Source organism: Isoptericola sp. NPDC055881, assembly GCF_053615895.1.
The window spans coordinates 1-18,479 of the sequence record NZ_JBSHCR010000076.1; the positions used below are offsets into that span (position 1 = coordinate 1).

Genomic DNA, 18,479 nt, shown 5'->3' on the forward strand with positions numbered 1-18,479 from the left:
CACCAGCACCACCACCCCCCTCACCATCACCGAAGCCCGCACCCACCTCGTCTGCCAAGACCTCCACGGCAACCGCACCTGCTGACCCACCCACGGACAGGTCGACCGCGGACGGGGTCGGGCACGGGTCCGCACAGCACGAGGCCCGGCGACGATCGCTCGTCACCGGGCCCCGTGGTCGTGCAGGCGCTGCAGGGTCAGGCGGGGGTGGCCTCCGCAGCCTCGGCGGCGTCGACGTCGTCGAGCGCGGCCAGCTCGGCCAGGTCGCCGGCGACGATCTCCGCGATCTGGACGGCGTTGAGCGCCGCACCCTTGCGCAGGTTGTCGTTCGCGACGAACAGGACGAGGCCGCGCCCGCCTGGCACGGACTGGTCGGTGCGGATCCGCCCGACGAACGACGGGTCGGCGCCCGCAGCCTGCAGCGGGGTGGGCACGTCCGCCAGCTCGACGCCCGGCGCTGACGCGAGCAGCTCCCGGGCACGCTCGGGCGTGATCGCGGCACCGAACTCGGCGTGGATGGCCAGCGAGTGCCCGCTGAACACCGGCACCCGCACGCAGGTGCCGGCGACGGCCAGGTCGGGCAAGCCGAGGATCTTGCGGGACTCGTTGCGGAGCTTCTGCTCCTCGTCGGTCTCGCCCGAGCCGTCATCCACGAGGTTCCCGGCCAGCGGCAGCACGTCGAACGCGATGGGCGCGACGTACTTGTCCGGCGTCGGGAAGTCGACCGCCGCACCAGAGTGCGCCAGTCCCTCCAGGTCCCCGGCGACGGCGGCCCGCGCCTGGTCGGCCAGCTCCTTGACCCCGCCGAGGCCGGAGCCGGACACCGCCTGGTAGGTCGCGACGCGCAGCCGCTCCAGCCCTGCCTCGTCGGCCAGCGGCTTGAGCACCGGCATCGCGGCCATCGTGGTGCAGTTCGGGTTCGCGACGATGCCCTTGACGGCGTCGCCGATCGCCTCCGGGTTCACCTCGGAGACGACCAGCGGCACCTCGGGGTCGAGGCGCCACGCTGACGAGTTGTCGATGACGACGGCGCCCGCCTCGGCGAACCGGGGCGCGTGCTCGCGCGACGTGCCGCCGCCCGCGGAGAAGATCGCGACGTCGACGTCCGCCAGGTCGTCGGTGGCGGTGGCCGCGACGTCCTCGACGACGACGTCCACGCCCTCGAACGGCAGGGTGCTGCCGGCGGAGCGCGCCGAGGCGAAGAACCGCAGCTCCTTGACCGGGAAGGCGCGCTCCGCCAGGAGGCGGCGCAGCACGCCGCCGACCTGGCCGGTGGCGCCGACGATGGCGACGTTCACGCCGGAGGTGTTGATCTGGACCATCAGCGCGTCACCGCCCCGAGCCGGCGTAGACGACGGCCTCGCCCTCGGCGGAGTCCAGCTCGAACGCCGTGTGGATGGCGCGCACCGCGTCGTCCAGGGCGTCCTCGCGGGTCACGACCGAGATGCGGATCTCCGAGGTGGAGATCATCTCGATGTTGATCCCCGCGTCCCGCAGCGCGCCGAACAGCCGCGCCGAGACCCCAGGGTGCGACTTCATGCCCGCGCCGACCAGCGACAGCTTGCCGATCTGGTCGTCGTACTGCAGCGACGCGAACCCGATCTCCTCCTGGAGGGCGTTCAGCGCGGCGAGCGTGGAGGGGCTGTCCGCGTGCGGCAGCGTGAACGAGATGTCCGTGAGGCCGGTGTGTGCCGCCGAGACGTTCTGCACGATCATGTCGATGTTCGCGCCCGCGCCGGCCACCACCTCGAAGATGCGGGCGGCGGTGCCGGGCTTGTCCGGCACGCCGACGACGGTGATCTTGGCCTCGCTGCGGTCGTGCGCGACGCCGGAGATGATCGGGGCTTCCATCTCTGTCTCCTCCTGGTCGCCCGTGGGGGCGTTGGGGTCGATCGCGTCGCCGTACGTGCCGGTGACGAGGGTGCCGGTGGTGTTGCTGAACGAGCTGCGCACGTGCACGGGCACGTCGTAGCGGCGTGCGTACTCCACCGCACGCAGGGCGAGGACCTTGGCGCCGGACGCGGCGAGCTCGAGCATCTCCTCGTAGGTGACGCGGTCGATCTTCCGCGCCGCCGGGACGATGCGCGGGTCGGCGGTGAACACGCCGTCGACGTCCGTGTAGATCTCGCAGACGTCGGCGTCGAGCCCTGCCGCGAGCGCGACCGCCGTCGTGTCCGAGCCGCCGCGGCCGAGCGTCGTCACGTCGTTCGACGAGCTCACGCCCTGGAACCCGGCGACGATCGCGACCTGGCCCCGCTCCACCGTCTCGCGGACACGGTGCGGGACGACGTCCACGAGCCGCGCGCGGCCGTGCACCGCATCGGTGATGAGGCCGGCCTGCTGGCCGGTGAAGGACTTCGCCTTCACCCCGAGGTTCGTGATCGCCATGGCGAGCAGGGACATCGAGATGCGCTCACCGGAGGTGAGGAGGATGTCGAGCTCGCGCTGCGGGGGCAGCGGGGTGATCTGCCCGGCGAGGTCGAGGAGCTCGTCCGTGGTGTCGCCCATGGCGCTCACCACGACGACGACGTCGTTCCCCGCCCGCTTGGTCGCCGCGATCCGCTTCGCCACGCGCTTGATGCTGTGGGCGTCGGACACGGAGGATCCGCCGTACTTCTGTACGACAAGTGCCATACCTGTCACAACCTTCTGCTGGCCGGCCTCCGTCTCTCTCAACGGCCCGCCGGGTGCTGGTGCTTGCCCGTCGATGCTACGTGGTCGTCACCTCGGGCCGCAGGTGTGGTCCAGGTCGTGAACGCCTCACGCGCTCCAGTCGTGCCAGACGTCGTACCCGAGCTTGATGATGAGCGCGCCCACCACGACGACGAAGATGACGCGCACGAACGCGCTGCCCTTGGCGACCGCCATCCGCGCTCCGACGTACGCGCCCACGAGGTTGGCCGCGCCGATCATGAGCCCCAGCCCCCACAGCACCGCGCCGTGCGGGACGAAGAACAGCAGCGCGCCGAGGTTCGTCGCGAAGTTGGTGATCTTCGCCAGCGCCGACGCAGGCAGGAACGCGTAGCCGAGCACGCTCACCAGCGCGATGACGAGGAACGTGCCCGTGCCGGGCCCGAGCAGCCCGTCGTACGCGCCGATGACGAGCCCGATGCCGGCCGCGGTCCAGCGGTGCCGGTTGCCCTCCCAGCGCAGGTTGTCGTGCGCGCCCAGCTTCGGCTTCAGCACGGTGTACGTGGCCACGCCCACGAGGACGACGAGGATGATCGGCTTGAACAGGTCGGCCGGGATGCGGCTGGCCAGCGCGGCCCCGCCGAACGCCCCGACCAGGGCCGCGAGCGCCATCGGGCCGGCGGTCGTGAGGTCGGGGCCCACCCGGCGGTAGTAGGTGATCGCGCTGGTCGACGTCCCCATGATCGAGCCGAGCTTGTTCGTGGCCAGCGCCTGCACCGGCGAGATCCCGGGCACCAGCAGCAGCGCCGGGAGCTGGATCAGCCCGCCGCCACCCACGACGGCGTCGACCCAGCCGGCGGTGAGCCCGGCGAGGACGAGCAGCACGATGGTGAGGGTGTCGAGGTCGGGCACGCGGGAATCCTGCCATGCCCACCGGCGCCGATCTCGCCCGTGGCGGTTCTCCCGCCGTCCCTGCCGTGATCGCCTCCCTGTCGGGATGCGACGACGGTCAGAGAGTCAGACGGACCGTGTCGGTGGTGCCGTCCGTGTACGTGACCTGGACGTCCACCCCGTCGCTCGACGCGCCCAGCAGCTCATCACCGGGGAACCAGAGGGCGAAGTGACCACCGGTCACGGTGGCGACGACCCGGCCGTGCGACCGGCTGTCGTACGCGACGCTCGAGACCTCGGTCCCGGCATCGCCGGCCGCCAGCGAGATGTCGCCGGAGCTCATCGTGCCCACGCCCAGGTCTCTCGCCGACAGGTCGCGCGGTCCCGGTGCTGCGTAGGCGGTGGGGGCGCCGACGGAGCCGATCCAGGCCTTGTCGAAGAGGTGCGAGGAGTCGTCGGTGATGCAGAGGGCCGAGAATCCGCCGACGTCGGCGAGCATCACCGTGCTCCAGGCCCCTCGGCGTTCAGCCACGACGGTCTCGGAGCGGTCCAGCAGGTCGACGTACGCGCTGCCGGGACCTCCTGCCTGGCTCTCCCGGCATGCGTCGGCCGCCCGCTCACGCTCTTGCGCTGACATGCCTTGCGGTGTCGCCTTCCAGGTGGCGAAGGCCTGGTCTCCGCCGGTGAGCGCAGGCATCACCACGATCGACGCGGCGGCCGCAACCGCAACGCCGCCGAGCAGGGCTGCTCGACGGACGGGCCTGGAGAGCTGAGGGGCGCGGACGTCGGCGATCGGTGACGACGCGAGCCTCGGCCCCGTCGCCCGACCAGGCTCCGTCGCCAGGATGGTGTCGAGGTCAGCGCGAGCACGGGAGCTGGTGGGGTCGACGGTGCGGTCGGCCCGGTCCAGCAGCCGCAGGGCGCCGTCGATGGTGTCGGAACGGTTCATGATGCTGCGGTCCTCTCGGTGACGGGGGTCGATGGCGCGGCCTGCCGGGGCAGGTCGTCGAGGAACAGCCGGAGCGCTCGACGCGCCCGACTCAGTCGCAGCCGGAACGCCACCGGCGAGATGCCGAGGACGGCGGCGGCCCGGGGCGCATCGAGACCTTCGAACGCTGCGAGAGCGATCGCCTCCTGGTGCGTCTCGCTCAGGAGCTTCCATGCCCGGCCGAGGTCGATCAGGCTCACGACCCCGTCGGCCTCCATGGCCGACGGGAGCGACCGCGTGTCGGCGAGGTGCACGCCGAGGGCGCGGCGGCGCTGCTCACCCCGCTGATCGTTGAGCATGAGGTTGCGGGCGATGCCGAAGACCCAGGCTCGGGCGTCGTCGTGCGAGCGTGGCAGGTCCTCGAGGCGACGCCAGACCACCAGCAGCGCCTCGGCAGCCAGGTCCTCGGCACAGTCGGGATGCGCTCGACGTTGGGCGAACCTCACGAGGTCCGGATAGACCGCCTCGTAGAGCGCCCTGAAGGTGCGTTCCGGATCGGCGTGCCGCTGCTGCTGGCTCATGCCCGGTACCTGTCCGTCACCCCGCCGAGTGTGTCGCAGCGCAGAGCGACGGGACGTGCCGCGCGGCGACCGCCGCCGGCCTGACGCTCAGGAGTGCAGGGCGTCGTACTCCGCCTCGGCCGCGACGTCGTCGTCGACGTCGAGGCGCAGGTGCGCGAGCACGCCCTGCAGCACGCGCAGCGCCGACGACGCCCGCTCGCCCCAGGACGACAGGTAGCTGAACTGCCACCACCACAGGCCTTCGAGCTCGTGACCGTCGTCGAAGTGCTGCAGGCCCTTGGCGATCTCCTCAGCGACGCACGCCAGGTCGCCGGACAGGGTGGCGGGGGTGACGTCGGCGCTGAGCGCCGGGTCGGCCACCTCCACGTAGTCGTCGAAGCCGTCGAACATCTTCGCGAGCGCGTCGCGCAGGGGGTCGACGTCGGTCTCCGGGCCGGCGTCGGGCTCCCACCGCTCGGCGGGGACGACGTCGACGATCGCGGCCAGCCGCGCGCCCGCGGCGAGCAGGTCGGACGTCGCGAGGATCAGCAGCGAGAGCTCGGCCCCCGGTGCGGCGCCGGACGCCACCTGCGTCGTCGTCGAGAGGAACACGCGCGCCTGCGCGGACATCTGCTCGGCGACGTCCCGGAACTCTGAGCCCGCCTCGATCTCCCCCACGATGCTGCCCCCTCCCGCCGTGGTCGACGGCGTCGGTCGTGCTGGACGGTGTCCTCGCGGGCGTCGCGGCTGGTCAGCCGCCGACGACCCGCCGGCCCTCGAACGCGCGCCCGAGGGTCACCTCGTCCGCGTACTCCAAGTCTCCCCCGACGGGCAGGCCGCTGGCCAGACGAGACACGGTGACGCCCATCGGGGCGATGAGCCGCGACAGGTACGTGGCCGTCGCCTCGCCCTCGATGTTGGGGTCGGTGGCGAGGATGACCTCGGTGACCGCCCCGTCGGCGAGGCGTGTCATGAGCTGGCTGATGCGCAGGTCGTCGGGGCCGACGTTCTCGATCGGGTTGATGGCGCCGCCGAGCACGTGGTACCGCCCCCGGAACTCCCGCGTGCGCTCGATGGCGACGACGTCCTTGGGCTCCTCGACGACGCAGATCACGTCGTCGCTGCGGCGCGGGTCCGCGCAGATGCGGCACTTCGGCGACTCGGCGACGTTGCCGCACGTCTCGCAGAACTGCACGCGCGCCTTGACCTCGGTGAGCGCGTCGGCCAGGCGGCGCACGTCGGCGGAGTCGGCCGCGAGCAGGTGGAACGCGATCCGCTGCGCGCTCTTGGGCCCGACGCCGGGAAGGCGGCCGAGCTCGTCGATCAGGTCCTGGACTGCGCCCTCGTACACAAGGACCCAGCCTACGGGCCGCCGGAGACACCGCGGACTGTCGGTGCCGGACAGCGGCGGCTCCGTGATCGGTGCGGCACTTCACGACCGTGTCGGCAGTTCGGACTGCCGCCCCGACGTCGACCTGCCGACGTGACCGCTGCGGCAGGATGGCTCGCATGGATCTGTCCGCCTCCGAGGTCGTGGCGCTGCTCGACGACGACGGGCGCCCGTGCGGCACGGCGCCCCGGGCCCGGGTGCGTGCCGAGAACCTGCGGCACGCCGCGACGGCAGTCGTCGTGCGCAACGGCGCCGGCGAGGTCTACGTGCACCGCCGCACGGACACGAAGGACCTCTACCCCGGCCGGTACGACTTCTGCGCCGGCGGCGTGCTGCGCGCCGGTGAGGACCCGGCGGAGTCCGCCGTCCGGGAGCTGGCCGAGGAGCTGGGGGTGACGGCTGTCGACCTCGTGCCCCTCGGGTCCGCCGACTACGCCGACGACCGCACGCGCATGCGCGAGTTCCTCTACGAGTGCACCTACGACGGCGCCGTCACCTGGCAGCCCGAGGAGGTCGCCTGGGGCGCGTGGGTCCCGCCCGCCCGGCTGCTCCGGATGATCGACGAGCTGCCGTTCATGCCCGACAGCGTCGCCAACTTCGCGTCCTGGCTCGACGACCTGCGCCGCTCCCAGCCCAGCTAGTCCCAAGGCCCGCGAGGTAGTCCCAGTCCTGCCGAGGTAGTTCCGAGCCTGCCGAGGTAGTTCCGAGCCCGCCGAGGTGTTCTCGGTCAGCCCCGCGACGAGCTCGGCCTCGAACCCGTCCTCGTCCTCCAGGTAGGCGGCGTAGTGCTCCGGGCCGCCGGCGAACGGATGGCGGTCGGCGAAGAGCAACGTCCACCCGTGCTCGGGAGCGGCGGCGACCAGTGCGTCGAGCTGGGCGCGCGTGCCGGCGTGGAGGGCGAGGTGGTTCAGCCCGGGACGACGGCGGTCGTGGGTGGTGTCCGACAGCGCCGGGCTCTGCTCGACGACCACGTAGGCGTCGTCGAGCAGCCACGACCGCCCGTGCTCCCAGGACTGGTGGGGGCGGTACCCGAGCCGGGCGAGCAGCCAGCCCCACGAACGCTCGACGCGCGCGAGGTCCGGTACCCACAGCTCGACGTGGTGGATCGCACCGCGCCGCGGGCCCCCGGGCACGGGTGCGCTCACCGGCCGAAGGTCATCGGCCGGCGGCGACGTCGGCCATGAGGTCGACCGACAGCGGTGCCAGCGGGTGCGGCGCGACAGGGTCGGCCGGGTCGACCCAGACGTGCTCCTCGAGCTCGGCCCGCGTCTCGACGACGAACCCCTGCGGCAGACCGATCTCGAAGACGTGCGCGTCGACCACGTGGTCCGGCTCGTTGGCCGCGACGGCGGCGCGGCGGGCCAGCGGCCGGGCGGCGGACGGGTCGACGACGAGGCCGATCTCCTCCGCGCACTCGCGCACGAGCGCTGCCACCGGCTCCTCCCCCGGCTCGATCTTGCCGCCCACCTGCATGAACGCGGTGGTCCCGCGCTTGCGCACGAGGAGCGCGCGGCCGTCGTCGCGCACGATGACGGCAGCGACGATGTGCAGCATGGTGGTCGCCGGGGTCGTCGAGATCTCCGGAGCGGAGCTCGACGCGGTGGTCGGGTGGCCGGTCATGTCAGGGCTGCTCCGCGATCTCCTCGATGACCTTGCCGCCCAGCACCTGGACCACCAGCTGCACGCCGACCAGGCCGGTCGACGTGATGTCGGGGTCGTCGGCGGACGGCTCGTCGTCCATCCCGCCCGGGCCGGACGACCCGCCCCAGGCGGGTCGAGCCTCGGCCTGCTGCGCCTCGCGCACGCGCCGCTCGGCTGCCTGCCGCGGCGTCTCGCGGACGGGCGAGCCGGCAGGCGCACCAGCCGGCGAGGTGGTCGGTGCGGGTGCGGTCGGCGGCGGGGCGGCCGGAGACGGCGGGGCCCCTGACGGGGTGGCGGCAGCCTGAGCCGTCGCCGACGCCGACCGTGCGGGGCCGGACGGAGCGGCGGCGGACCGGTTCGGCTCGGCCGGACCTGGCGCGGACGGCGCGGACGGCGCGGGTGCCCGGACCTCCTGCGTCCACGACGACGGGTCGCCGGCCCGGGAGCCGGACGGCGGCACCGTCTCGACGGCGGGGGCGCTGGACCCGGTGGCGCGCCGCGGCGCGGCGGCAGCGGTGGACGCGCCCGCCAGCCAGGCGGCGTCGGCGTCCTCCGCCGCCGTGCGCGCCGACGCGGCCGCACGCCCCTGAAGGACCACGGGCTCCGCAGATGTGGGCTCCGCAGATGTGGGCTCCGCAGATGCGAGCTCAGAGGATGCGAGCTCAGAGGATGCGAGCTCAGGGGACGCGTCGCGCTGCGACTCCGTCGGGCGCTCAGCGAGGGCGACGCCGGCAGCCGTCGCGCCGGAGGTGCCGGGCGACCGCGGACCGGCCGCCGCCACTTTGGCCGCCGCGACGGTCGCGACCGGGGTCGCGGCGACAGGCGCGGACGGACGCCCCTGGCCGGCTCCGGGCGCCGGCACGTCCGGCCACCCACCACTGCCATTGCCATTGCCATTGCCACCAGCGGTCGGTGCGAAGCCGGAAGCTCCGTCGTCCCCAGAACTGCGTCCCCCAGGACCGTGGCCCCCGGTACCGAAGCCCGTCGGCCCGGTGCCCGCGGGGCGATCCCCGCCCGGGCGGTTGCCGGACGCGCGCGAGAACCCGGACCGCTCGGCGGAGTCGTCGGCGCTCGGAGCGGGTTCCGGGTCGGGGTCTTCGGGCGGCGGGCCGCCGGGGTCGCCTCCGGAGGGCGCGGACCCGCCACCGGACCGCCCTTCGTCGACGGTGGCCTCGACCCGCACCTGGACACCGAGCGTCTGGTAGACCGACTCGCTCACGGCGTCCACGTGCCGGGGCTGCGAGAACGTCCGTGCCATGCCGGGGGCGGCGAAGCCGAGCCGCAGCAGCCCGCCTTCGAGCGACGTGACCTGGGCGTTCGGGCCGACGAGCGCACGAGTCACCGGGCTCCCGATGTTCGCGACCACCTCGTCCCAGCGTCGGCGGACCATCTCCGCGGTCGCGCCCGGCGCCCCGCCGGCGACGGGGGGCTCGACGGCGGCCACGCTGACCGGCTGCGCGTCCACCGGCTCTGCGCCGTCCGTCGCCGCGTCGTCCGTCGCCGCGTCGTCGGGCTCCGCGACGTCCGGCTCAGCGTCCACCGCGCGGAGGTCCTCGACGCCGGCGACCGGCGGCTCGGGGTCCACAGCCTCGGGGTCCACGACCTCGGAGGCCACGGGCGTGGCGTCTTCCGCCAGGGTGTCGGCGTCGCCGTCCTGGGGCGCCTCGCCCGATCCCGCCGGTCCGGACGCGAGCCCCGACGCGGCGGACGCGTCGGACCCGGCACGCTCAGGCACCGCTGCGGCAGGCGCGGCCGCTGCGGCGGGCACCGCCGTCTCAGCCTGCTCGGCGGAGTCGACGGGGCGACGGCTCGCCTGCAGGGCGGCACGCGCGGCGGCGGCACCGCTCAGGCCACCGGCCGCAGGCGCACCCGCCGGGGGCGCGTCCGTCGCGGGCCCGCGGTCACCCGTCGCGGCGGGCGCGGACCGCACGGGCGCGCTGCCGATGACTCCGCGCTCGAGGCGGTCGATCCGGGCTGCGAGACCCTCAGCGCCGTCGTCCGCCCCGGGGAGCAGCAGCCGTGCGCAGAGCAGCTCGAGGTGCAGCCGCGGGGAGGTGGCGCCGGTCATCTCGGTGAGCGCGGCGTTCACGAGGTCGGCTGCGCGCGAAAGCTCGGCCACGCCGAGGCGCCCGGCCTGGGTGCGCATCCGCTCGAGCTGGTCGGCGGGCAGCCCGCGGAGCACGGCCTCGGCCGCGTCACCGGAGACGCCGATGACGATGAGGTCGCGCAGCCGCTCCAGCACGTCCTCCACGAACCGCCGGGGCTCGTGCCCGGTGGAGATCACCTGGTCGACCACGCGGAAGATGGACGCGCCGTCGCTCGCGGCGAGAGCGTCGATGACGTCGTCGAGCAGCGTGGCGTGGGTGAAGCCGAGCAGGCCGACCGCGGTGTCGTACTCCACGGTGCCGCCGGTCGCGCCGGCGATGAGCTGGTCGAGCACGGAGAGGCTGTCGCGCACGGAGCCGCCGCCGGCGCGGGTGACCAGCGGCACGACGCCCCCGCCCAGCTCGATCCCCTCGGCGGCGGTGAGCTGCTCGAGGTACGGGCCCAGCACGTCCGGCGGCACGAGCCGAAACGGGTAGTGGTGGGTGCGCGACCGGATGGTGCCGATCACCTTGTCCGGCTCGGTCGTCGCGAAGACGAACTTCACGTGGGGCGGCGGCTCCTCGACGATCTTGAGCAGGGCGTTGAAGCCCTGCGGCGTGACCATGTGCGCCTCGTCGAGGATGAAGATCTTGTACCGGTCGCGCGCGGGGGCGAACGTGGCCCGCTCGCGCAGGTCGCGCGCGTCGTCGACGCCGTTGTGGCTGGCCGCGTCGATCTCCACGACGTCGAGCGAGCCGGGGCCGCCGCGCGCCAGCTCGACGCACGACGGGCACTCGCCGCACGGGGTGTCGATGGGGGTCTCCGGCGTGTTGCGGGCGCAGTTGAGCGTCCGCGCGAGGATGCGCGCCGACGTCGTCTTGCCGCAGCCGCGCGGGCCGGAGAAGAGGTACGCGTGGTTGACGCGCCCGCTGCGCAGGGCCTGCATGAGCGGTGCGGTGACGTGCTCCTGGCCGATCACCTCGGCGAACGTCTCGGGCCGGTAGCGGCGGTACAGAGCGGTGGTCACCCCGCCAACCCTAGACGCCCCAGCCGACACGGACGAGGCCGCTGCACAGGGCGAAAAGTGAGTCACTCACATTCAGGTGTACGGTGGCTTCATGACCGCCGACGGCCCCGTGCTCGTCACCCCGCGGGCGCGACGTACGCGCGACCGCCTCGTCTCCCACGCCCTGGACCTCTTCGAGCGGCAGGGTTACGACGCCACGACGACCGCGCAGATCGCCGACGCCGCCGGGGTCACGCAGATGACCCTGTTCCGGCACTTCCCCACGAAGGACGCCCTGCTGGTCTCCGACCCGTACGACCCGCTCATCGCGGAGGCCGTCGGCGCCCAACCGGCGGACCTGCCGCCCGTCGAGCGCGTCCGGCGAGGAATGCTCGCGGCCCTCGGCGACGTCGCGCCCGCCGAGGACACCACCGCGCAGCGGCGGGTCGCGCTCGTCGCACGGACGCCCCGGCTGCGGGCGGCGGCCGTCGGCGCGACCGCGGCCACCGAGCGCGCGGTCGCCGACCGCCTGGTCGCCGACGGCGTCCCTCGCTTCGACGCGACCGTCGCCGCGGCCGCGTGCCTGGGCGCGTGCACCGCGGCGCTCCTCGCGCCCGCCGACCCCGCGACGACGGTCGCCGACACCGTCGCCCGCGCGCTCCGGCTGCTCGCGCCGGGTGACGACGATGCCTGACCCGCTTCCCGCCCTCGCGCTCCGCGACGTCCACCACGCCTTCGGCGGGAGGCGGGCGCTCACCGGCCTGTCCGTCACCGTGGCGCCCGGCGAGGTGGTGGCCATGATCGGGCTCAACGGAGCGGGGAAGACGACGGCGCTGCGCGTGCTCACGGGCCGCCTGCGGCCCGCAGCCGGTGCCGCCCGGGTGCTGGGTCACGACCCGGCACGGCTGCCCGTGGCCGCCGCCCGCAGGTTCGGCCACGTCGTCGGCGCCGCGCTGGTGGACCCCGCCCTCACCGTCGTCGAGAACCTCCGGGTCGCGGCCCTCCTGCACGGGCTGGCCCGCGACGCGGTCGACGACGCGGTCGACGACGCGGTGGTCGCCGTCACGGACCGCCTCGACCTCACCCCCTGGGCCGACGCCCGCGCCCGCGCCCTGTCCCTCGGCAACGCGCAGCGCCTCGCCGTCGGGTGCGCCGTCGTCCACGCGCCCGACGCCCTCGTCCTGGACGAGCCCACCTCGGCCCTGGACCCGCGGGGGGTCGTGCTCGTGCGCGCGCTGGTCCGGGAGCGCGCCGCGAGCGGGGCCGCGGTCCTGGTGTCGAGCCACCACCTCGACGAGGTGGCGCGCGTCGCGGACCGCGTGCTCGCGGTGCACGGCGGGCGTGTCGTCGGGACGCTCGCCCCTGGCGGGGCCGAGCTCGAGCGCCGGTTCTTCGACCTCGTCCTCGCGGCCGACGTCGCGGCCGACGTCGCGGCCGACCCCTCGGCCGACCCCCTGGCCGACCCTCTGGCCGACCCTCGGAGGCACGCGTGACCGCGCTGCGCACCGCCCTGCTCGTCGAGCTCCTCGCGTGGCGCCGCGCCACCGTGCAGCGGCTCGCGACACCGCTGCTGGTCGCGCTGGTCCCGCTCGCGTCGGTCGGGCTGACCGCGCTGGCACGGTCGGGCGCGGTGCAGGGTGCGGGCGCCGCCAAGCTCGCCGACTACGCCACCGGCGACCTCGCCACGACCCACCTCGTCGTCGCCGGCCAGATCCTCTCCGTCGCGGTGCTCATGGCCGGCGGGTTCGCCGTGGCCGCCACCTTCGGCCAGCCGCTGGCCGACGGGCGCGCGGGCGCGTACTTCGGCCTCGCGACGCCGCGCGGCACCCTGGCGCTCGCGCGGGTGCTGGTCGTGGCGGGTTGGCTGGCGGCGTGCGTCGTCGCGACGACCGTGCTCACCGTGGCGACGTCGGCCCTCGCCGCCGCCTCGACGTCCGCACCCTTCGGCCCGGACGCCTGGGCGGCCGCCGGCCGAGCCCTCGGCGCCGGCCTGCTCGGGACCGGGCTCAGCCTCCCGTTCGCCGCGGTCGCGACGGCGACGTGCAGCCCCCTCGCCACGGTCGGCGCGCTGATCGGGGTCGTGGCGCTGACGCAGGTCGTCGTGCTGGTGGGAGCGGGCGCCTGGTTCCCCTACGCCGTCCCGTCCCTGTGGACCGGCACCGGCGGGCCCGAGGCTGCGGCGGACGTCGGCGGGGCCGCGCTGGCCCTGACCGCGGTCGTGGCACCCGCCGCGGCGGTGCTCGTCGCCGCGCAGTGGCGCCGCCTCACGGACGTCTGACCCGAGGGGAGCTCAGCGGTGCAGCACCTTGCGCGCCAAGAGGTTCCCCAGCCACTGCACGACCTGCACGATCACGATGATCACCGCGACGGTGACGACGACGACCATCCAGTTGTACCGCTGGTAGCCGTATCGCAGCGCGAAGTCACCCAGGCCGCCACCACCGATGAGGCCGGCGATCGCGGACATGTCGAGCACCGCGATGAACAGGAACGTGTACCCCAGGATCAGCGGCGCCAGCGCCTCGGGCACGAGGACGGTGGTGATGATCCGCCACGACGATGCGCCCATCGCCCGGGCCGCCTCCACGACGCCGGGGTCGATGCCGACGAGGTTCTGCTCGACGATGCGCGAGGTGCCGAACGCCGTCATCACGGACAGCGGGAAGATGAACGCCGCGGTGCCCAGCGTCGTGCCGACGACCTGCAGCGTCACCGGCCCGAGCAGCGTGACGAAGATGATGAACGGGATCGGCCGCACGATGTTGACGAGCACGTTGAGCACGCCGAACACGGCCCGGTTCGCCATGAGGTTGCCCGGCCGCGTGACGTAGAGCGCCAGCCCCAGCGCCAGCCCGGCGAGGCCGCCGGTGAGCATCGCCACGGTGACCATCTGCAGGGTCTGGCCGAACGCCTCCCACAGGAGCGGCCAGAGGGTGTCCCAGTCGCGGTTCATCGGGTGCCTCCCTCGGCGAGAGCTGATCGCGGGTCGTCGAGCGGGCGGGCGGCGGTGCCGAGGTCGACGACGTCGGCACGGGTGCGCAGCGCCGCGAGGAACGCGGCGACCCGCTCGTCGGGCGCGACGAGCTCGACGGTGAGCGACCCGAAGGGCCGCTCCCCCACCTCGCTGATGCCGCCGAAGACGACGGCGCCGTCCACCTCGTGCTCGCGCAGCAGGCGAAAGAGGTCGGTGCCGGTGCTCGCGCCCTCGCGCACGCCCACGGTGACGAGGCGGCCCGGGTGCCGCTCGCGCAGCCGGGCGAGGGCGTCGGGCGACGGCCGGTCGTGCATCGCGGTGCCGACGAAGCGCTGGGCGGCGTCGGCCCGCGGGGCGGAGAAGACGTCGTACACGTCGCCGACCTCCACGACCTTGCCGCGCTCCATGACGGCCACCCGGTCGCAGATGGAGCGCACGACCTCCATCTCGTGCGTGATGACGACGATGGTGATGCCGAGCTCGGCGTTGACGCGCCGCAGCAGCGCCAGCACGTCCCGGGTGGTCTCGGGGTCGAGGGCCGACGTCGACTCGTCGGCGAGAAGGATGGTCGGCGACGTCGCGAGGGCGCGCGCGATGCCGACCCGCTGCTTCTGGCCGCCGGAGAGCTGACGCGGGTAGGCCTTGGCCTTGTCGGCCAGGCCGACGAACTCCAGCAGCTCGGCGACCCGCGCGGCGCGCTTCTCCCGCGGCCAGCGCGCCACCTTGAGGGGGTAGGCGACGTTGCCCGCCACGGTGCGCGAGGTCAGCAGGTTGAACTGCTGGAAGATCATGCCGATGCGGGCGCGCACCCCGCGCAGCCGCCGCTCGGGCAGCCCCGAGAGGTCGGTGCCCTCGACGACGACCGTCCCGGAGGTCGCGACCTCCAGGGCGTTCACCAGGCGCACGAGGGTCGACTTGCCCGCGCCGGAGTAGCCGATGACGCCGAAGATCTCGCCGGCGTGCACCGTCAGGGACACGTCGTCCACGGCGCGCACGGCGCGGTCGCCGTCCCCGAAGGTCTTCGACACCCCGCGCAGCTCGATCGCCGGGGTGCCGGCGCGCGCCGCGCCTGCGGTCTCGGTCTCGCTCACGTGTCCGTCCTCACTGCTCTGTCCTCGTCCTTCGCCGTCGTGCCCCGTACCGCGGACGGGGCGCGGGTGGCGCGCCCCGTCCGGGTGGCGGGTCAGGAGGCCGCGCGGATGTCGTCCTCGAGGCCGGTGAGGATCTTCTGCAGCTCCTCGGGCGAGTTCTTCTTGATGACGGCGGTGCCGCCGGATGCCTTCTTCTCGGCGGCCACGACCGCGTCGGAGTGCGAGACCTCGGCGAGCTTCAGGAGGTCCGGGTCGTCGGCGTCCTCGGCCCGCGCCACCCACACGTTGATGTAGGGCTCGGCGGCCGCGGAGTCGGGGTCGTCCTGGAACAGGGCGTCGTCGGCGGAGAGGCCGGCGTCCTCGATGTAGTCGTTGTTGATGACCGACGCGTCCACCGACTGGAGCTGGATCGGGGTCTGCTCGGCGGAGACCGGGGTCACGGAGACCTTGGAGCTGGGGAGCACGTCGGCCTCGGTCGAGACGGCGCTGCCGCCGTCCTTCAGCTCGATGAGACCGGCCTCCTGGAGCACGAGGAGCGCGCGGGCCAGGTTGGTCGGGTCGTTCGGGACGGCGACCTGGCCGCCGGCGGGGATCTGGTCGAGCGAGTCGTGCTTCGACGAGTACAGGCCCAGCGGGTAGACGGCCGTGGCGCCGATCGGCGTCAGGTCGTCGTCGGCGTCGACGTTGTACCCGGCGAGGAACTGCAGGTGCTGGAACTGGTTGGCGTCGAGCTGGCCCTGCGAGAGGGACGGGTTGGCCTGCGTGTAGTCCTGGAGGTCCACGAGCTCGACGTCGAGGCCTTCGGCCGCGGCCTCCTGGGTGAAGACGCCCCACTTGTCGTCGGAGGCGCCGACGACGCCGACACGGAGCTTGCCGTCCCCCTTGCCGTCGCCCGAGGCGGCGTCCGAGCCGCCGCAGGCGGACAGGGCGAACGTGGTGACGGCGGCGATCGCGGTGACGGTGAGGAGGCGGTTGCGGGTGCTACGGGACATGGTCGTCCTTCCGGGCAGGCGCCGGGGTGCGGCGCCGAAAGAGGCGGGGTGGGTGCGGCAGCCACGGCCATCAGCTCGAGGCGGCGAGAGAACGGGGCTCCCGGGCGGTGCCGGGGGCGGGGCGACGGCGGGTGGCGCCGTCAGGCGCGAGGCCGAGCGATGGTCAGTCGAGCACGCACATTCGTCCCGCGGTCGCCGCCGGGCAGCACATGTCGCCGCGACGGCAGGAGCGCGCGGTCGAGGGTGCTGCGGGAGCGAAGCGGGACATGCCGTCAAGGTGACCATCCGCAGCGGCCCTGCACCAAGCCGGTGACCGGCAAATCTCAGGGAGCGGACGGAATTGTATCCGCATCGTGGATTCTGTGACCCGGGGCACTCTCGCTACGCCGCGAGGGCCTCGTCTGCCGCGTGTTCTGGGACGGTCCGGCAAAAGTAAGGACCCCCCGCACACCCACCAGAGCTCACTTACCCTTGCTGCCTTCCGGCCCTGGGGGAGTTCGGCGAGATGGTGCCGCACGAGGGGTCTGCCCGACAGCCTAACCGAGACCCCGCCCGGTCCCGAAACCGGCGCCGGGACCTCCTCGCACCCGCGCCGCGCCCCGGCACGGCCCTGCCAGGGTGCAGCGAGAGCCGAGACCACCGTCACGTCCTCGCGATTCGGACGGAGCCGCAGGTGTCGGCTATCCTGCTGAGGCTGCTGGCGCTCGATGCCGGCTGCGCTCCAGGAGGATTCGCCTAGCGGCCTATGGCGCACGCTTGGAAAGCGTGTTGGGTTCACGCCCTCGGGGGTTCGAATCCCCCATCCTCCGCCTGGAACCGACGGGGCCCGCACCACACGGTGCGGGCCCCGTCGTCGTTCGCCCAACCTCGTCTCTGCGCGGACCGGGAAGCGACTCATCGAGCATCGTGGCTCGTCGCCCCTTCAATCAGTACCGCTCATCCGACCCGCCGCGCCGGTCCCGGGCCGGCTGCCGACCGGACGGACGCTCGCACGATTCACTGCGGGGTACGCGACGGGCTCAGCACCGCGGTGTGACGAACTGGGCTTGCAGTTCTTGCAATCCGTCTCGTTCTGGCGGTCGCACCCCGGGATGTGGGCGGAACCTGGTCGACGGACCGCAGGGCAGAACTTCTCGAACGAGCCGAGAGGCCCCGCGGACCGTTGAACAGGTCGAAGGGGTCTGAGTTGAGAAGGACTGCACGAACCGTCACGGCCGGGCTGGTCGGTGCCTGCCTGCTGGGCGGGAGTATCTCCACTGCCGCGGCCGCCACCCCTGCGGGGTCGACACCACGTTCACCCAGGCCGGGCTGAGCATCATCGACGCGCACACCACGATCACCCCGGGCACGGTGAAGGTGCTGGACCGATCGGGCAAGGTCCGCGTCGATGCCGCCGTCACCACCACGACCACCTCGACCGGTATGCCCGGCATCCATGAGTCAGGCGGGCCAGTCGGTTCGGGAAGCGAGGAGATCGAGTCGTCCTGGACCGACACCCACCGGTACGTGCTGCGCCAGACCGACACCGGCTACCAGGTCATCTCCGACACCGTGCTACGGCCGCGCCGACGGCACCATCGACCACGTCATGGTCGTCACCGGCAACCGCACCGGCGTGTACAAGAACTACCCGAACATGCCGTTCATCAGCCAGAAGAGCTCCAACCGTCACAACATCCCCCTGACCACCTCGATCAAGCTCGCCAAGGACCAGGGCAAGATCAAGCGCGTCTGGTACGCACTCAAGCACCGCTAGGAGGTACCGATGTCCGACAGCGATCTCGCCGTTCTCCTGTCCGTCGTGTGGACCCTGCCCCTACTCATCGTCGGGGCGACAACACTCGTCTTGATCATTGCCAACCTTCGAGGCGTTCGGCGCACCCGCGCGGTCGCCTGGCCTGTCACTGCCGTCGCCCTCATCCTGCTGGCCTTTGCATGGTGGAACTGCCTTGGTCAAGCGACCGCTCCCGACGGTGCCATCTGCGGGAGCGTGATCGGGCAAGCACTCATCGACGACACGATCTACCCCGAATGCGAGGGCAACGCTTGGCCAGTCCTCCTACCGTGGACGATTGTCACAATCGCCACCTTCGCCGCCTGGGCCTACGTCATCATCCGTTGGACCTCGCGCACCGACCGAACTCCCCACGCTCCAGAGAGTTCGGCAGCACCTGACGCCGCCGCAACGCCCTAGCTGTACCCGGCCAGGAGGTTGGTGCCAGTTCGGGTTGTCGAAGGGAGGACCTCCGGGCTTAGTGGAGATGTCGAAGTCTTCACAACCCGGAGGTCC

18 protein-coding genes, 1 tRNA gene, 1 other RNA gene and 1 pseudogene are annotated in these 18,479 nt (G+C 73.2%); 7 read left to right on the plus strand and 14 right to left on the minus strand.

The genetic code is table 11. The features are described from left to right. Positions 1–197: 197 nt before the first annotated feature. The 7 genes from ACWGKI_RS17900 to recR all read right to left on the minus strand — a co-directional run bounded on the left by ACWGKI_RS17900 (position 198) and on the right by recR (position 6,361). Entirely contained in the window at positions 198–1,322 is a 1,125-nt protein-coding gene (locus ACWGKI_RS17900) for an aspartate-semialdehyde dehydrogenase (RefSeq protein WP_452188797.1), read from the minus strand. Positions 1,323–1,329: 7 nt separating this feature from the next. After that, positions 1,330–2,634: an aspartate kinase gene (locus tag ACWGKI_RS17905; protein WP_380241189.1), complete on the minus strand. Its 1,305-nt coding sequence runs from the start codon at positions 2,632–2,634 to the stop codon at positions 1,330–1,332. A gap of 126 nt (positions 2,635–2,760) precedes the next feature. Next, a complete protein-coding gene (locus ACWGKI_RS17910; protein WP_380241187.1) occupies positions 2,761–3,543 on the minus strand; it encodes a TSUP family transporter in 783 nt (260 codons plus the stop codon). A 97-nt stretch (positions 3,544–3,640) separates the two neighbouring features. Next, positions 3,641–4,471, minus strand: coding sequence for a hypothetical protein (locus ACWGKI_RS17915; protein ID WP_380241177.1), 831 nt, complete (start codon positions 4,469–4,471; stop codon positions 3,641–3,643). Next, complete coding sequence (locus tag ACWGKI_RS17920; protein WP_452188800.1) at positions 4,468–5,031, minus strand: RNA polymerase sigma factor; 564 nt, start codon at positions 5,029–5,031, stop codon at positions 4,468–4,470. The genes ACWGKI_RS17915 and ACWGKI_RS17920 overlap by 4 nt, the downstream gene beginning before the upstream one ends. Positions 5,032–5,118: 87 nt before the next feature. Further along, positions 5,119–5,688 carry a DUF5063 domain-containing protein gene (locus tag ACWGKI_RS17925; protein ID WP_380241173.1) on the minus strand — a complete coding sequence of 190 codons (570 nt, stop codon included), beginning with the start codon at positions 5,686–5,688 and terminating at the stop codon, positions 5,119–5,121. 73 nt (positions 5,689–5,761) lie between these two features. Then, positions 5,762–6,361 (minus strand): recombination mediator RecR, encoded by a 600-nt coding sequence (gene recR, locus ACWGKI_RS17930; protein ID WP_380241170.1) that lies wholly within the window; start codon positions 6,359–6,361, stop codon positions 5,762–5,764. A gap of 158 nt (positions 6,362–6,519) precedes the next feature. Between recR and ACWGKI_RS17935 the strand changes: the two genes are divergently transcribed. Then, complete coding sequence (locus ACWGKI_RS17935; protein ID WP_452188802.1) at positions 6,520–7,041, plus strand: NUDIX hydrolase; 522 nt, start codon at positions 6,520–6,522, stop codon at positions 7,039–7,041. A gap of 144 nt (positions 7,042–7,185) precedes the next feature. Here ACWGKI_RS17935 and ACWGKI_RS17940 read toward each other — a convergent pair. The 3 genes and pseudogenes from ACWGKI_RS17940 to ACWGKI_RS17950 all read right to left on the minus strand — a co-directional run. Continuing rightward, positions 7,186–7,545, minus strand: a pseudogene (locus ACWGKI_RS17940) (VOC family protein); the annotation flags it as partial. A gap of 10 nt (positions 7,546–7,555) precedes the next feature. Further along, the gene (locus tag ACWGKI_RS17945; protein ID WP_452188804.1) at positions 7,556–8,020 is read right to left on the minus strand and encodes an NUDIX hydrolase; all 465 of its coding nucleotides are present in this window, start codon (positions 8,018–8,020) and stop codon (positions 7,556–7,558) included. Position 8,021: 1 nt separating this feature from the next. Further along, positions 8,022–11,153, minus strand: a complete 3,132-nt coding sequence (locus ACWGKI_RS17950; protein ID WP_452188806.1) for a DNA polymerase III subunit gamma and tau — start codon at positions 11,151–11,153, stop codon at positions 8,022–8,024. 91 nt (positions 11,154–11,244) lie between these two features. On the opposite strand from ACWGKI_RS17950, the gene ACWGKI_RS17955 reads away from it, so the two are divergent. The 3 genes from ACWGKI_RS17955 to ACWGKI_RS17965 are packed head-to-tail and all read left to right on the plus strand — an operon-like array spanning position 11,245 to position 13,410. Continuing rightward, positions 11,245–11,826: a TetR/AcrR family transcriptional regulator gene (locus ACWGKI_RS17955; RefSeq protein WP_452188808.1), complete on the plus strand. Its 582-nt coding sequence runs from the start codon at positions 11,245–11,247 to the stop codon at positions 11,824–11,826. Continuing rightward, the gene (locus ACWGKI_RS17960; protein ID WP_452188810.1) at positions 11,819–12,625 is read left to right on the plus strand and encodes an ABC transporter ATP-binding protein; all 807 of its coding nucleotides are present in this window, start codon (positions 11,819–11,821) and stop codon (positions 12,623–12,625) included. The genes ACWGKI_RS17955 and ACWGKI_RS17960 overlap by 8 nt, the downstream gene beginning before the upstream one ends. Next, entirely contained in the window at positions 12,622–13,410 is a 789-nt protein-coding gene (locus ACWGKI_RS17965; protein WP_452188812.1) for a hypothetical protein, read from the plus strand. Before ACWGKI_RS17960 ends, ACWGKI_RS17965 begins: the two co-directional genes overlap by 4 nt. 12 nt (positions 13,411–13,422) lie before the next feature. Here ACWGKI_RS17965 and ACWGKI_RS17970 read toward each other — a convergent pair whose 3' ends face one another. The 4 genes from ACWGKI_RS17970 to ffs form a co-directional block, all read right to left on the minus strand. Continuing rightward, complete coding sequence (locus ACWGKI_RS17970) at positions 13,423–14,085, minus strand: methionine ABC transporter permease (RefSeq protein WP_380241154.1); 663 nt, start codon at positions 14,083–14,085, stop codon at positions 13,423–13,425. Beyond that, complete coding sequence (locus ACWGKI_RS17975) at positions 14,082–15,197, minus strand: methionine ABC transporter ATP-binding protein (protein ID WP_452188814.1); 1,116 nt, start codon at positions 15,195–15,197, stop codon at positions 14,082–14,084. The genes ACWGKI_RS17970 and ACWGKI_RS17975 overlap by 4 nt, the downstream gene beginning before the upstream one ends. A gap of 92 nt (positions 15,198–15,289) precedes the next feature. Continuing rightward, on the minus strand, positions 15,290–16,189 hold the full coding sequence (locus ACWGKI_RS17980) for a MetQ/NlpA family ABC transporter substrate-binding protein (protein ID WP_380241150.1): 900 nt from the start codon (positions 16,187–16,189) through the stop codon (positions 15,290–15,292). Between the two features lie 431 nt (positions 16,190–16,620). Continuing rightward, positions 16,621–16,717: signal recognition particle sRNA small type (gene ffs, locus ACWGKI_RS17985), an RNA gene on the minus strand. 196 nt (positions 16,718–16,913) lie between these two features. Between ffs and ACWGKI_RS17990 the strand changes: the two genes are divergently transcribed. The 3 genes from ACWGKI_RS17990 (at position 16,914) to ACWGKI_RS18000 (ending at position 18,383) form a co-directional block, all read left to right on the plus strand. Next, positions 16,914–16,998: transfer RNA gene (locus ACWGKI_RS17990), tRNA-Ser, on the plus strand. A gap of 779 nt (positions 16,999–17,777) precedes the next feature. Further along, positions 17,778–17,945 carry a hypothetical protein gene (locus ACWGKI_RS17995; protein WP_452188815.1) on the plus strand — a complete coding sequence of 56 codons (168 nt, stop codon included), beginning with the start codon at positions 17,778–17,780 and terminating at the stop codon, positions 17,943–17,945. 9 nt (positions 17,946–17,954) lie between these two features. Next, positions 17,955–18,383, plus strand: a complete 429-nt coding sequence (locus tag ACWGKI_RS18000) for a hypothetical protein (protein ID WP_452188816.1) — start codon at positions 17,955–17,957, stop codon at positions 18,381–18,383. The last annotated feature ends 96 nt before the right edge of the window (positions 18,384–18,479 follow it).